This window comes from Allobosea sp. P2_A10 (assembly GCF_056405115.1).
This window is the reverse complement of sequence record NZ_JBFUCS010000001.1, coordinates 47,034-60,601: the sequence shown is the minus strand read 5'-3', so window position 1 is coordinate 60,601 and position 13,568 is coordinate 47,034. Positions and strand designations below refer to the sequence as shown.

General features: G+C 65.8%; 13 protein-coding genes and 1 pseudogene. 6 read left to right on the top strand and 8 right to left on the bottom strand.

Annotated elements, in window-relative coordinates:
- The first annotated feature begins 26 nt into the window (after window positions 1–26).
- From AC1DZY_RS00345 to AC1DZY_RS00330, 4 genes are all read left to right on the top strand, one after another.
- The gene (locus AC1DZY_RS00345) at window positions 27–929 is read left to right on the top strand and encodes a DMT family transporter (protein WP_476818064.1); all 903 of its coding nucleotides are present in this window, start codon (window positions 27–29) and stop codon (window positions 927–929) included.
- Window positions 926–2,116, top strand: coding sequence for a multidrug effflux MFS transporter (locus AC1DZY_RS00340; protein ID WP_476818063.1), 1,191 nt, complete (start codon window positions 926–928; stop codon window positions 2,114–2,116). The genes AC1DZY_RS00345 and AC1DZY_RS00340 overlap by 4 nt, the downstream gene beginning before the upstream one ends.
- Before the next feature lie 119 nt (window positions 2,117–2,235).
- Window positions 2,236–2,832: a TRAP transporter small permease subunit gene (locus AC1DZY_RS00335; RefSeq protein WP_476818062.1), complete on the top strand. Its 597-nt coding sequence runs from the start codon at window positions 2,236–2,238 to the stop codon at window positions 2,830–2,832.
- A 174-nt stretch (window positions 2,833–3,006) separates the two neighbouring features.
- Window positions 3,007–4,671: a TRAP transporter large permease gene (locus AC1DZY_RS00330; protein WP_476818772.1), complete on the top strand. Its 1,665-nt coding sequence runs from the start codon at window positions 3,007–3,009 to the stop codon at window positions 4,669–4,671.
- 102 nt (window positions 4,672–4,773) lie between these two features.
- Here AC1DZY_RS00330 and AC1DZY_RS00325 read toward each other — a convergent pair.
- The 5 genes and pseudogenes from AC1DZY_RS00325 to rocD form a co-directional block, all read right to left on the bottom strand.
- Window positions 4,774–5,661 (bottom strand): annotated as a pseudogene (locus tag AC1DZY_RS00325) (NAD(P)-dependent oxidoreductase); the annotation flags it as partial.
- A gap of 88 nt (window positions 5,662–5,749) precedes the next feature.
- Entirely contained in the window at window positions 5,750–6,466 is a 717-nt protein-coding gene (locus AC1DZY_RS00320; protein WP_476818061.1) for an ABC transporter permease, read from the bottom strand.
- Window positions 6,463–7,191 carry an ABC transporter permease gene (locus AC1DZY_RS00315; protein WP_476818060.1) on the bottom strand — a complete coding sequence of 243 codons (729 nt, stop codon included), beginning with the start codon at window positions 7,189–7,191 and terminating at the stop codon, window positions 6,463–6,465. The genes AC1DZY_RS00320 and AC1DZY_RS00315 overlap by 4 nt, the downstream gene beginning before the upstream one ends.
- 191 nt (window positions 7,192–7,382) lie before the next feature.
- Complete coding sequence (locus AC1DZY_RS00310; RefSeq protein ID WP_476818059.1) at window positions 7,383–8,162, bottom strand: transporter substrate-binding domain-containing protein; 780 nt, start codon at window positions 8,160–8,162, stop codon at window positions 7,383–7,385.
- 219 nt (window positions 8,163–8,381) lie between these two features.
- Window positions 8,382–9,602, bottom strand: a complete 1,221-nt coding sequence (gene rocD, locus AC1DZY_RS00305) for an ornithine--oxo-acid transaminase (RefSeq protein WP_476818058.1) — start codon at window positions 9,600–9,602, stop codon at window positions 8,382–8,384.
- Window positions 9,603–9,809: 207 nt separating this feature from the next.
- Between rocD and AC1DZY_RS00300 the strand changes: the two genes are divergently transcribed.
- Window positions 9,810–10,484, top strand: a complete 675-nt coding sequence (locus AC1DZY_RS00300; RefSeq protein ID WP_476818057.1) for a spermidine synthase — start codon at window positions 9,810–9,812, stop codon at window positions 10,482–10,484.
- Between the two features lie 68 nt (window positions 10,485–10,552).
- Window positions 10,553–11,311 carry a transglutaminase-like domain-containing protein gene (locus AC1DZY_RS00295; protein WP_476818056.1) on the top strand — a complete coding sequence of 253 codons (759 nt, stop codon included), beginning with the start codon at window positions 10,553–10,555 and terminating at the stop codon, window positions 11,309–11,311.
- Between the two features lie 17 nt (window positions 11,312–11,328).
- On the opposite strand, the gene AC1DZY_RS00290 is transcribed toward AC1DZY_RS00295, so the two are convergent.
- The 3 genes from AC1DZY_RS00290 to AC1DZY_RS00280 are packed head-to-tail and all read right to left on the bottom strand — an operon-like array spanning window position 11,329 to window position 13,430.
- A complete protein-coding gene (locus AC1DZY_RS00290; RefSeq protein WP_476818055.1) occupies window positions 11,329–11,814 on the bottom strand; it encodes an Lrp/AsnC family transcriptional regulator in 486 nt (161 codons plus the stop codon).
- Window positions 11,811–12,881, bottom strand: a complete 1,071-nt coding sequence (speB, locus tag AC1DZY_RS00285) for an agmatinase (RefSeq protein WP_476818054.1) — start codon at window positions 12,879–12,881, stop codon at window positions 11,811–11,813. Before speB ends, AC1DZY_RS00290 begins: the two co-directional genes overlap by 4 nt.
- Before the next feature lie 33 nt (window positions 12,882–12,914).
- Window positions 12,915–13,430, bottom strand: coding sequence for a GNAT family N-acetyltransferase (locus AC1DZY_RS00280; protein ID WP_476818053.1), 516 nt, complete (start codon window positions 13,428–13,430; stop codon window positions 12,915–12,917).
- Window positions 13,431–13,568: the final 138 nt, after the last annotated feature.

Sequence of the window (13,568 nt, the reverse complement as noted above, 5' to 3'; positions counted from 1 at the left end):
CCCAAACGGCGCAACGAAAGCCTGCCTTGGCCAGCGCAGCCGAAAATCGACGCGGCATCATCGCCATGCTGACGGCGATGGCCCTGTTCACCTGCAATGACGGGCTGATGAAGCTCGCGCGCGAGATCTATCCGGCCGGGCAGGCAATCGCGCTGCGCACCGTGTTTGCGGTGATGGCCGGGCTCGTCCTCGTCTTCGCCTTCCGCGAGGGCGACAAATTGACGATGGCGCTGCGTCCCGCCGTGCTGCTGCGGGGCCTGATCGAGGCGAGCGTGGCGCTGACCTTCATCTGGGCACTGGGGCGACTGCCGCTCGCCAACATCACCGCGATCACGCTGGCCTCGCCGCTGATCATCGTCGTTCTGGCCGTGCTGATGGGCATCGAGAAAGTCGGCTGGCGGCGCAGCGCCGCCGTCACCGTTGGCTTCCTCGGCGTGCTCGTGGTGGTCAGGCCGACGGTCGAGGGCTTCAGCCCGGCCGCCGTGATCGCGCTGCTCAGCGCGGTCCTCGTCGGCTTCCGCGATCTGCTGACCCGCAGCATCGGCAAGGAAATCCCGTCGACCGTGATCTCGGTGACGACGACGGTTCTCGTCGGCATCGTCGCCACCGGCTATGGCGTCATCGAGAACTGGGAGCCGATCTGGCGACGCGAGACGCTTTATGTCGCGGTCGCCGCCGTGCTGGTCTCCACCGGCAGCTTCTTCATCATCAGCGCCTACCGCAACACCGATGTCGGCGTCGTCACCGGCTTCCGCTACTCGGTCATCCTCTTCGCCACGCTGATGGGCTATCTGATCTGGGGCGACGTACCCGATTTCTGGGCCTTCGCCGGCATCGCACTCATCGTCGGCAGCGGGCTCTACACCATGCACCGGCAGCGCGTGCGGCCCGATTCCAACCTCAAGCTGACCACCGACGCCTCGACATGAACGCACTCCCCGTTCCAGCAAAGCCGGGCCTCGTCGTCCTCGTGGCGATCTCGACGCTGCAGCCGATCGCGCTCAACCTTCTCGCGCCCTCGACGCCGACGCTCGCCCGGCATTTCCAGGCGAGCTACGCCACGATCCAGCTGACGCTGACGCTGTTCCTCGTCGCGGTCGCGCTGATGCAACTGGTGATCGGCCCGCTCTCGGACCGTTTTGGCCGCAGGCCCTGCGTCAATCTCGGGATCGTCCTGTTCGTGGTCGGCTCATGTCTGGGCGCGTTCTCGACCTCGACCGCCATGCTGGTGCTGGCCCGCGTTCTGGAGGGCGCCGGCGCCGGGGCGGCCTTCGCCCTGTCGCGCGCGATCATCCGCGACACGGCGAGCCGCGACCAGGCGGCCAGCCAGATCGCCACCGTCACCATGGTCATGGTCGTGGCGCCGATGCTGGCGCCCTATCTCGGTGGGCAGATCGAGACCTGGCTGGGCTGGCGCGCGATCTTCTGGTTCATGACCTGCGTCGGCATCGTCGTGCTGGCGATGACGCTGGCGCGGCTGCCCGAAACCGCGCCCAACCGTGGCCAGCGCACCTCGCTGCTGGGCGTCTTCCGCGCCTTTCCGCTGCTGATCGGCGATCGCGGCTTCGTTTCCAACGTGATCGCGCTGTCGATGACCTCGGCGGCGTTCTTCGGCTTCATCGCCGCGGCGCCGTTCATCGTCGTGGAGACCATGGGACGCGGGCCCGACGCCTATGGCGCCTATTTCGTGCTGAACGCATTCGGCTACATGGTCGGCAACTTCGCGATGTCGCGGCTGGCCGTCCGCTTCGGCACGCGGCGTCTGATACGGATCGGCCTGATCATCTCGTTTGCCGGGATGAGCGTGGCGCTGGCGCTGTCTTTGATGCCGAACTGGACGCCGCTGGCGCTGTTTCTGCCTCTAACCTTCAACGCGCTCGGCAACGGCCTGACCATTCCCGGTTCGACCGCCGAGGCGCTTTCGGCACGACCCGAGCTAGCCGGCTCGGCTGCAGGGCTAATGGGCGCGATCCAGCTCGGCTCCGGCGCGCTGGCCACGATGCTCGTCAGCTGGCTGGTGACGCTCTGGCCGCAAGCGCTCGTCGCCATGATGTGGGCGATGATGGGGGTCGGCCTGCTTTCATTGCGCCTCGGCAGCGCAGCGCGCAATCGCTGATCCCCCAGCGATTGCGCCGCACAATCTTGTGCTGCCATGATGCATCGTATAACAGCGCGACATGACCCTTATGCAAGGGGCGCATCCGACCGATCAAGGGATGCCGAGGGAGGCCTGGCGTGGACGGAATGCTGAAGATCAGTCGCGTCATCGATGCGATCAATAGCCAGATCGGCAAGAAGATCGCCTGGCTGATCCTCCTCGCAGTCATCGTTGCGGCGGTGAACGCGATCATCCGCAAAGTCTTCAACTGGTCGTCCAACTCGTTCCTCGAACTGCAGTGGATGCTGTTCGGGGCGGTCTTCCTGATGTGCGCCTCCTGGACGCTGCAGGTGAAAGAGCACATCCGTATCGATATCGTGAACAGCGCGCTGCCCAAGACTGCGCAGCGCTGGATCGACATGGTCGGTCACACGCTGTTCCTGATGCCGTTCTGCCTGTTGATGGTCTACCATTCCTGGCCGTTCTTCACGCGCTCCTTCGCGGTCAACGAACAGTCGCTTTCGGCCGGTGGCCTGCCGCAATGGCCGGCCAAAGGTCTTGTGGTCATCGGCTTCGTGATGCTGACGTTCCAGGGCATTTCCGAGATCATCAAGCAGATCGCGATCATGACCGGGCGCCTTGAGGACGAGGAAACTCTCAAGGGCCATGCAGCGGCAGCCGAGGCCGAGGCGCAGCGCCTGCTCGACCAGGCCAGGGCCGACGGTCTCGCCTGACGTCGTCGCTTCTGTAGTTCACCGATTTCCGCACTCGCCCGGACATACCCCATGACCGCATCCCGCCTTTCGCGCGTCGCCGGCCTGCTGCTCGCGCTGACCGTGACAGCCTTCTTCACCCTGCACACCGGCGAGGCGCATGCCGCCGGTCTCGGCGACTTCCTGCGCGTCAACATGGCGCCGGTGATGTTTGCAGCTCTCGTGCTGTTCCTGCTCCTGGGCTACCCGGTCGCTTTCGCGCTTGCGGCAAACGGCCTGCTCTTCGCCATCGTCGGCATCGAGCTCGGCCTGTTCCAGGAGAACTTCCTGCAGGCGCTGCCCGAGCGCATCTACGGCACGATGAACAACGACGTGTTGCTCGCGATCCCGTTCTTCACCTTCATGGGCCTGATCCTCGAGCGTTCCGGCATGGCCGAGGACCTGCTCGACACCATCGGCCAACTGTTTGGACCGGTGCGCGGCGGCCTCGCCTATGCCGTCGTCTTCGTCGGCGCGCTGCTGGCGGCGACGACCGGCGTGGTCGCGGCCTCGGTCATTTCCATGGGCCTGATCTCGCTGCCGATCATGCTGCGCTACGGCTATGACCGGCGGCTCGCCGCGGGCGTGATCGCGGCTTCGGGCACACTGGCGCAGATCATTCCGCCATCGCTCGTGCTGATCGTGCTCGCCGACCAGCTCGGCCGCTCGGTCGGTGACATGTATGAGGGCGCCTTCATTCCCGGCCTCGTGCTGGCGTCGATGTATGCCGGCTACATCTTCCTGGTCACGATCGTCTATCCGGCGCGCGCACCCGGCCTGCCGCCCGAAGCGCAGACGCTGCGCGACGCCGATGGGCAGACGCGCCGGCTCTCGCTGCTGGTCATCACCATCATCTCCTTCGCCATCGCCTACGCCTATATGAAGCTGTTCACGACGGTGAAGGCCGGCGCCGACTTTGTCGTGCTGACGATGTCGATCGCGGTCGGCGCATCCTTCGTGATGGCGCTCGTCAACAAGTACCTGAAGCTCAACCTGCTCTCGCGTATGGCCGAGCAGGTCATCTTCGTGATGGTGCCGCCGCTGGCGCTGATCTTTCTTGTGCTCGGCACGATCTTCATCGGTCTGGCGACCCCGACCGAAGGCGGCGCGATGGGTGCCGCCGGCGCGATCCTGCTCGCCTACGGCAAGAAGCGCATGACCTTCGACCTGCTCAAGCAGGCCACGGAATCGACTGCCAAGCTCTCGGCCTTCGTGCTGTTCATTCTGGTCGGCGCGCGCGTGTTCTCGCTGACCTTCTACGGCGTCAACGGCCATGTCTGGGTCGAGCATCTGCTGGTCGGGCTGCCGGGCGGCGCGACGGGCTTCCTGATCGTCGTCAACATCATGGTCTTCTTCCTGGCGTTCTTCCTCGACTTCTTCGAGCTCGCCTTCATCATCGTGCCGCTGCTGGGGCCTGCGGCGGACAAGCTCGGCATCGACCTGATTTGGTTCGGCGTCATTCTCGGCGTCAACATGCAGACCTCGTTCATGCATCCGCCCTTCGGCTTCGCGCTCTTCTTCCTGCGCTCGGTCGCGCCCAAGGACCGCTATCGCGACAAGGTCACGGGGACGATGATGGAACCGGTCACCACCGCGCAGATCTATTGGGGCGCTGTGCCGTTCGTGGTGATCCAGTGCATCATGGTCGGCCTCGTGATCTCCTTCCCGAAGATGGTGACGCACTACAAAGCGAACGCCGTGCAGCTCGACCAGAAGTCGATCGACAAGCAGTTCGACTCGATCCAGATTCCGGGTCTCGGGGGAGGCGGGGGGCTGCCGGGCCTCGACCTCAACGCACCGCCGAAGCTCAACCTGAACTGAGGCTGCAGCCTCGAACGAAAAAGGCCCCGGAGCGATCCGGGGCCTCTTTGTTGTTTGCCTTACCTCCACAGCCTTCATCCGAGGGCTGTGGCAGGGTCCCGCTCAGCCTTCCAGCCGCGCGATCAGGCTCGATGTGTCCCAGCGCTTGCCGCCCATCTTCTGGACCTCGGCATAGAACTGGTCGACCAGCGCGGTGACCGGAAGCTGCGCGCCGTTGCGGCGGGCCTCCTCCAGCACGATGCCGAGATCCTTGCGCATCCAGTCGACGGCGAAGCCGAAATCGAACTTGTCGGCATTCATGGTCTTGCCGCGGTTCTCCATCTGCCAGGAGCCGGCCGCGCCCTTCGAGATCACCTCCAGCATCGTCTCGACGTCGAGGCCGGCGCGTTTGGCGAAATGGATGCCCTCCGACAGGCCCTGGACGAGACCGGCGATGCAGATCTGGTTGACCATCTTGGTGAGCTGGCCGGAGCCGGCCGGGCCCATCAGCTTGCACATGCGCGCGAAGCTCGCGATCACCGGCTCGGCGCGGGCATAGACGCCCTGCTCGCCGCCGCACATCACGGTCAGTACGCCGTTTTCCGCGCCCGCCTGACCGCCCGAGACCGGAGCGTCGATGAAGCCGAAGCCGCCGGCCTTCGCCGCAGCATCGAGCTCGCGGGCGACACCGGCCGAGGCGGTGGTGTGGTCGACGAAGATCGCGCCCTTTTCCATGCCGGCGAAGGCGCCGGTCTCGCCCAGCGTCACCGAGCGCAGATCGTCGTCATTACCGACGCAGCAGAACACGATCTCCTGGCCCTTGGCGGCATCGGCGGGGGTCGCCGCCGAGACGCCGGCATGCTGCGAGACCCAGGCCTGCGCCTTCGTCGGGTTGCGGTTGTAAACCGTGACCTCGTGGCCCTTGGTTTTGAGGTGGCCAGCCATGGGGTAACCCATCACGCCGAGACCGATGAAGGCGACTTTGGTCATGTTTGGCTCCGAGCCGTTCGTTTTGTCTTCGGAGCGGCTTAGCGCGTCCCGTCATTGCGGGAAAGATGCGGTGGCGCGATGCAGCTTGCCCATATCGGCAAGAGTGGCGTCAACGCAGCGCCATGTGCCGCGTCAGCCGCGTTTCCCAGAGATCCCAGACGCGCCGGATCACCTCGACAAGAGCGAGGTAGATCAGCGCCGCGTAGAGATAGATCGAAAGATCGAAGGAGCGCGAGAAGGCGAGCTTGGTTGCGCCCATCAGGTCGTAGAGCGTCACCAGCGAGGCGACAGCGCTCGACTTGATCATCACGATCAGTTCGTTGCCGAGCGGGCGCAGGCCCAGGATCAGCGCCTGGGGCATGATGACGTGGCGCAGCGTCGCCCAGCGATGGAGACCCAGCGCGAGCGAGCCCTCGAACTGGCCTCGCGGAATCGACTGGATCGCGCCGCGCAAAATCTCGGCCTGATAGGCGGCGGTGTTGATGGTGAAGGTGAAGACCGCGCAATAGAACGGCTCGCGGAAGAACCACCACAGGCCGATGTCCTGCCAGAAGACCCGGAACTGACCAAGCCCGTAATAGACCAGGAAGAGCTGGCAGAGCAGCGGCGTGCCGCGAAAGAAGGTGGTGTAGCCGCTGATCGAAACCTGCGCCCATTTCGGCCCGTAAAGCCGCGCGATCGCCAGCCCGCATGCCAGCACGCAGCCGATGGAAACCGAGATCGCCACCATCTCGAAGGTGATCCACAGGCCGGTGGCCATGCGGCAGCCATAGTTCTGGAAGACCTCGCTGCCGACGAGCCAGCCGGGATATTCGCACCAGTTCATCGCGTCGCGCCCCCGAAGACGGCCATGCCGCGATTGCTGCGCGCTTCGAGCCTCGCCACGCCCCAGGCCGAGACGAGAGAAAAGAGCAGGTAGAGCGCCATCGCCGCGCCGAAGAACAGAAACGGCTCCTTGGTCGTGACATTGGCGCGCGTGGTGATGAACATGATGTCGGGCAGGGTGATGACCGAGACCAGGGAGGTCTCCTTCAGCAGCACCATCCAGTTGTTGCCGAGACCCGGCAGCGCGACGCGGATCAACTGCGGAAATACGATCAGGCGAAAGGCCTGGGCGCGCGACAGCCCCAGCGCGGCGGCAGCCTCGCGCTGGCCCTTCTGGATCGAGTTCAGCGCGCCGACCCAGACCTCGCTGGAAAACGCCGAGAGCACGACACCGAGCGCGACCATGCCCGCGACGAAAGGCGGCATCGAGAAATTGCCGGGCAGGCCCAGCGTCCGCCAGACCTCCTGCAGCACGATCTGGATGCCGAAATAGATGATGTAGAGCGTCAGCAACTCGGGCACGCCACGGAAGACCGTGGTGTAGACCGTCGCCAACCAGCGCAGGACGACATTCCGCGAGCGCTTGCCGAGCGCAACGATCAAGCCGAGCAGCAGACCGAAGGGCAGCGTCGCCAGCGCGATCGAGATGGTGATGAAGGCGCCCTGAAGCAGGGCAAGACCCCAGCCGCCGGGGCCAAAGCCGAGCAGAGCGAACTTGTCGAACATCGGCTTCCTGGAATTGCGGCGGTTCTATCGAGCCCTCATCCTGAGGAGCCGCGAAGCGGCGTCTCGAAGGATGGATCCAGCACGCTCTGGAGCATCCTTCGAGACGCAACCTGAAGGCTGCTCCTCGGGATGAAGGCTGAGGTCAAGGCCGAACGGTCAATCCGCGCAGCCTCCTCCTCAGCCCAAACCGATCAGATAATCGGGATCTTGAAATACTTGTCGGCGATCTTCTTGTGCGAGCCGTCGGCGAGCGATTCGGCGATCGCCTTGTCGAACATCGCCTTCAGCGCGGTGTCTTCCTTGCGGACCGCGCCGCCGACGCCGGGGCCATGGATCGCGGGATCGCGCGTGATCTCGCCGATCTTCTTGCAGCAATCCTTGCCCTTGGCGTTGAGAAAATCCTCGAGCGAGAGCGAGTCGGCAATGATGTAGTCGAGGCGGCCGCTGAGCAGATCGAGGTTGGCCTCTTCCTGGGTCGGATAGGGACGCGCGGTCGAATCCTTGTAGATCTTCTCGACGAAGTTGGAGTGCACGGTCGAGCCCTGCACGCCGATCGACTTGCCCTTGAGGGCGGCCGGCGACACGTCGGTCGAGGTCGTGGTCTTGGGTCCGATCACCCAGATCGGGGTTTTGGTGTAGGTCGAGGTGAAGTCGACGCGTTTCTTGCGTTCGTCGGTGGCGTTCATGCCGGCGATGATGATGTCGTATTTGTTGGCGAGCAGCGCCGGGATGATGCCGTCCCAGTCCTGCACGACCCAGGTGCATTTCACCTTCATCTTCTCGCAGAGCATGTTGCCGTAATCGATCTCGAAGCCCTCGAGCTCCTTCTTGGCGTTCAGGTTGTTGAAGGGCGGATAGGCGCCTTCGGTGCCGATCCGGACCTCCTTCCACTCCTTGGCCTGCGCCAGGGCGCCGGTGGCGCCGACGACCGTCAGAGCGGCCGCGGCAATGAATCGAACGAAACCTTTCATGGTACCTCCCACAGGTTTGACCGGCCGGGCGTTTCGAGTTCCCGGGTCCAGCTTGTGCTCACAGATTGGGCGATCCGATGCCATGACCGCAAGTGGGGGCTTGCAGCTTTTCTGAGCGGCGTCGCCCAAAGAACCGGCAGCCCAAATACCTGTTTTTATTGATTTTTCTGCGATCCGACCCTGCGCGACGCGATTCGACGACGGCGTCCCGGCGATGATTCAGGCCGCTGCCATCGCGGCGGACGCCGCAGCCTTGTGGAAAATCGCCTCGCAGCGGTCGAGCCCCCAATCGAGTTCGGCGCGCGTGATCGTCAGCGGCGGAGCGAAGCGGATCACGGTTTCATGGGTCTCCCTGGTGAGCACGCCCGCCTGCGCGAGTTCGCCGACCAGCGCTTTCGCGGAGGCGGCAAGCGGATCGATCTCGACGCCAACCCAGAGCCCCCTGCCCCGGACATCGCGGGCAAGGCCGCGCGTCATCGCCTCCAGCCGCGCCTGCATATGCGCGCCAAGCTGCGCCGAGCGCGCGACCAGCCCCTCCTCCTCGATCACGGTCAGCGCCTCCAGCCCGATCGCGGCGGCCAGCGCATTGCCGCCGAAGGTCGAGCCATGCGAGCCGGGCTCGAACAGCGCCATCACCGCGCGCGACGACAGGAAGGCGGAGACGGGATAGACGCCGCCGCCGAGCGCCTTGCCGACGATCAGACCGTCGGGCCTGATGCCGTCATGCTGATGGGCGAACCAGCGCCCGGTACGGCCAAGGCCGGACTGGACCTCGTCGAGGATGAGCAGAACGTTCTCGCGGTCGCAGATCTCGCGCAGGCGGCGCAGATAGCCTTCCGGCGGCACGACGATGCCGGCCTCGCCCTGGATCGGCTCGATCAGGATCGCGGCGGTGCCGGGCGTGATCGCGGCTTCGACCGCGCCTGCGTCGCCGAAGGGCACGGTTACGAAACCCGGCGCGAAGGGCCCGAAACCCTCACGATAGCTTTCCTCCGAGGAAAAACCGACGATGGTGGTGGTGCGGCCATGGAAATTGCCGGCGGCGACGATGATCTGCGCCCTGCCGTCCTCGATGCGCTTGATGCGATGGCCCCAGCGCCGCGCCGCCTTGATCGCGGTCTCGACGGCTTCCGCGCCGGTGTTCATCGGCAGCGCCATCTCCTGGCCGGAGACCTCGCAGAGCTTTTCAAGAAAAGGGCCGAGGGGCTGGGTATGAAAGGCGCGGCTGGTGACGGCGAGCTTCGCCGCCTGATCCGACAGCACCTTCAGGATGCGCGGATGGCCATGGCCCAGACTGACGGCGGAATAGCCGCTCATCATGTCGAGCCGCCTGACGCCATCGACATCGGTGAGCCAGACGCCTTCGCCGTGGGAGAGCATGATCGGCAGCGGCGCATAGTTTCGGGCGCAGACGGCCTGCTCGCGGATGATGGCGTTCATATGCGTCTCTCCCTGGCTGAAGCCGAGGATAGGCATTCGACCACAGCCGGAGCGGGCCGAGGCGCAAGCTCCAGGCAGCCGAATCTGTCGTTCGCGCGACAGATTCGGGCAAGCCGGGCTCGCAAGGCTTCCGGGCTCGCAAGGTTTGGGCGCAGGGGTTATATGCGCGTGTCCGGCCACCGACCTGCCCGCTAGAGACCCACGCTTGTGATCCCATGGTCCCTGCTCGACACCGCCATCCTGCCCGACGGCGAAAGCCTGCGCCTGAAGCGGCGCGGCGGCGAATTCTCGATCATGCTGGGCGCGAACGAACTGATGAACAGCCGGCTGCGCGGTTCCGAGGAGGCGCTGGCGACACTCGCCTGCGCGCGCTTGGTCGGGCGGCCCAGGCCTCATCTCCTCATCGGTGGGCTCGGCATGGGTTTCACGCTGCGCGCGGCGCTGGCGACCCTGCCGGCCGATGCGCGGATCGAGGTCGCCGAACTCGTGCCCGAGGTCGTCGCCTGGGCGCGCGGGCCGATGGCGGATGTCTTTGCAGGCTGTCTCGACGATCCGCGCGTCACGGTCACGACCGACGATGTCGGCCAGAGCATCGCGGCGACGCCGGCCCGCTTCGACGCCATCCTGCTCGATGTCGACAACGGGCCCGACGGGCTGACGGTCGCGGCCAACGACGCGCTCTACGACGCGGCAGGCCTGGCGGCGTCACGGTCGGCCCTGACGCCCGGCGGCATTCTCGCCGTCTGGTCGCAGGGACCCGACCGAAGCTTCACACAGCGGTTGAAGCAGGCGGGGTTTTCAGTCGAGGAGATCGTGGCGCGGGCCGGTCGCGGCGGACGCGGCAAGCGCCATGTGATCTGGCTGGCGAAGCGGCCTTCCTGAATCCTGGGCACAGTCATCCGGTCGCGTCGCGCTGCGTAGAAGACGGCGACGAAGACGGGAAGCAGCAGATGGACCGCCGCAGACTGATCGGTGCGCTGGCCGCGGTGACGTTGTCGCCCAGCGACGCGACCGCCAACCCGCAGACGACATTGATCGACAGCCACGACGTCTCGATCCGCGAGACGGCGCAGCGGCTTATCCTGGGGCTCCGCTCGGATACAGAGCGGGCCAAGGCCATCTTCGACTTCGTCCGTGACGAGATCCGCTTCGGCTTCACCGGCCGCTTCTACGACATGAAGGCGTCGGAGGTGCTCGCCGCAAGGCGTGGGTTCTGCAACAACCAGTCGACGCTGTTTGCCGCATTGCTGCACGCCGCCGGGGTGATAGCGCGGATCGTCTTCGTCGACATCAAGGCCGATATCCTGCACGGCGTGACATCCCCCGGCACGCCCTTCGTCGACCACAGCTATGTCGAGGTCTGGCTCGCCGGCCGCTGGGTCGCGACCGACGCCTACATCGTCGATCCAGCGCTTTATCGCGCGGCGATCCGACGGCTGCGGCGCGAGGCGCGCATCATGGGATACGGCGTGCATGCGGACGGACGCCCTGACTGGGACGGGCGCCGCAACACCTTCGTGCAGTTCGTCGACGACGGCAGCGGGACGCTGAGTACGCGCCACTTCGGCGTCCATGCCGATGTCGCGGCCTTCTATGCGGCGCGTCCCGACGCGTGGAACCGGCTGACGGCGCCGATGCGCCTCGTATTCCCGGTGGCGGCGCTCCTCGCCAACCGCGCCCTCGACCGCCTGCGCGCGGAGACGGGTTGAACGCGCGTCTGCGGCAGTTACCCCTCCGCCAGCGGATAGCCGCCGAACTCCTTCAACGCCTTCAGCGCGAAGGTCGTCGCGATCCTGGCCACGCCGAGTTGGGCGTCGGCAAGCCAGGCCCCGGTGAGTTCCTCGTAATCAGCGAGCGAGCCCGCGACGATGCGGACGAGATAGTCCGCCTCGCCGCTGACGACCTGAACCTCGACCACGTCGGGGCAGGCCTTCAGAACCTTCTCGACGCGCTCGCGCCGGCCCACCGAATGATCGCGTAGCGAAACCTGGGCGAAGGCGACGATGGCATGGCCGGCAAGCTCCGGCGCGAGTCGGGCCCCGTAGCCCTGGATGAGGCCGGAGCTTTCGAGCTTGCGCACGCGCTCCAGACAGGGCCGCGCCGACAGGCCGACCTGTTCCGACAGCGCCTGATTGGTAATGCGCCCGTCGTCGCGCAGGATCGCGACGATCCTGCGGTCGATCGCATCGAGCGCGACGGGTTTGCGCTTCACGGACGGCCCATATCCGCGACGCGGCCTTTGCCTGCCGCGCGGGCCTCGGCGATCAGGCAGAGTTCGGTGAACAGCACCTGCGCCGCGCATTGGGCGGTGTTACTGGTCGCGTCATATTGCGGCGCGACCTCGACCACGTCGGCTGCCACGATGTTGGCGCCCTTCAGCCCGCGCAGGATGGCGAGCGCCTCGCGCGGCGTCAGGCCACCAACTTCGGGCGTACCGGTGCCGGGCGCAAAGGCGGGATCGAGCGAATCGACGTCGAAGGAGACATAAGTCGGCCCGTCGCCGATCACGGCCAGCGCCTTCGCGATCACAGCCTCGATGCCGAGATCGTCGACCTCGTTGGCGTGGATCACGGTCATGCCGCTCTCATAGGAGAACTCCCAGAGATATTCGGCGCCGCCCCTGATGCCGATCTGGATGACGCGTTGCGGATCGAGCACGCCGTCGAGCACCGCCTGCCGGAACGGCCCGCCATGGTGGAATTTCGAGCCCTCATAGGGCCCCGACGTGTCGCAATGCGCGTCGATATGGACCATGCCGACCGGGCGCTTCTCGCCGACGGCGCGCATGATCGGGTAGGTGATCGAATGATCGCCGCCGACCGCCAGCGGCGAGACGCCGGCCGCGACGATGGTTTTGAAGGTCGCCTCGATATCCTGATGGCAGCTTTCCAGCGAATAGCGCGAGCGGAACGGTACGTCGCCGATATCGGCGACCTTCAGCATCCCGAAGGGCGCGGTGCCCAGCACATGGTCCATCGGCCCCATCCGTTCGACAGCGCGCACGGCGCGGGGCCCGAGACGGGTGCCGGCGCGGTTGGTGACGCCGAGGTCCATCGGCAGGCCGATGATCGCGACGTCCAACCCGCCGAGATCGGGCAGGCCGAGCGCGTCGGGACGATAGGGCGCGCTGATGAAGGTCGCGACGTCGGAGAAGGGCCATTTGCGCTTGTCGCCCTTGAACTGGTCGGCTGCGACCTTGGCGAAAGCCGGATCATGGATGTCGGCCCCGCTCGCGCCGGCATAGCGCGCCCGCAGGCTGGCGAGTTTGTCCTGATCCATGGTCGGTCCCCTCTTCCGCTCATCCGAGCCGGGTCATTCGCCGGCAAGGCGCTCCAGCATCGTGATGGTCGATTTTCGATAACTCACTGTGCCGAAACTCTGGTAGCCGAGCTTGGCTGCGACATGAAGCGAGGCTGCGTTTGCGGGATCGATGATGCAGACGGTTCGCCTCGCCGGCGAGCGGCTCGAGAACCAGTCATGCGCCGCGCGCGCGGCTTCCGTCGCATAGCCGCGCCCCGTCGCCTCGCCGGCGAAGACCCAGCCGGCTTCCGGAAACGGATCGAACAGCTCTCCAAGCCCGCGGCGCGATTCCATCAGGCCGGCTTCGCCGATCACATGCCCGCCGGCGCGCTCGACCACCATGAAAAACCCGTAGCCCAGCAACGACCAGTGGCCGGCGCTGCGCAGCAGACGCTGCCAGGCCTCCTCGCGCGACAGCGCCTTGCCTCCGATAAACCGCATCAGTTCGGGGTCGGAGCGCATCCGGTAGACGGCGTCGGCATCTTCCAGGGTGGGCGGGCGCAGCAGGAGGCGGTCGGTTTCGATCATGGCTGCATATAGCCTCGTCGGAAAGCGCGCACAAAGCCAAGGCTGCCGGCTCGCATCTTCGGCCTCAGTCGAAAGTCGAAGGCCTCCTCGCTGAAAGCACTCGCGATTCGTGCAGCCTTCATCTAGAACGCGAGACAA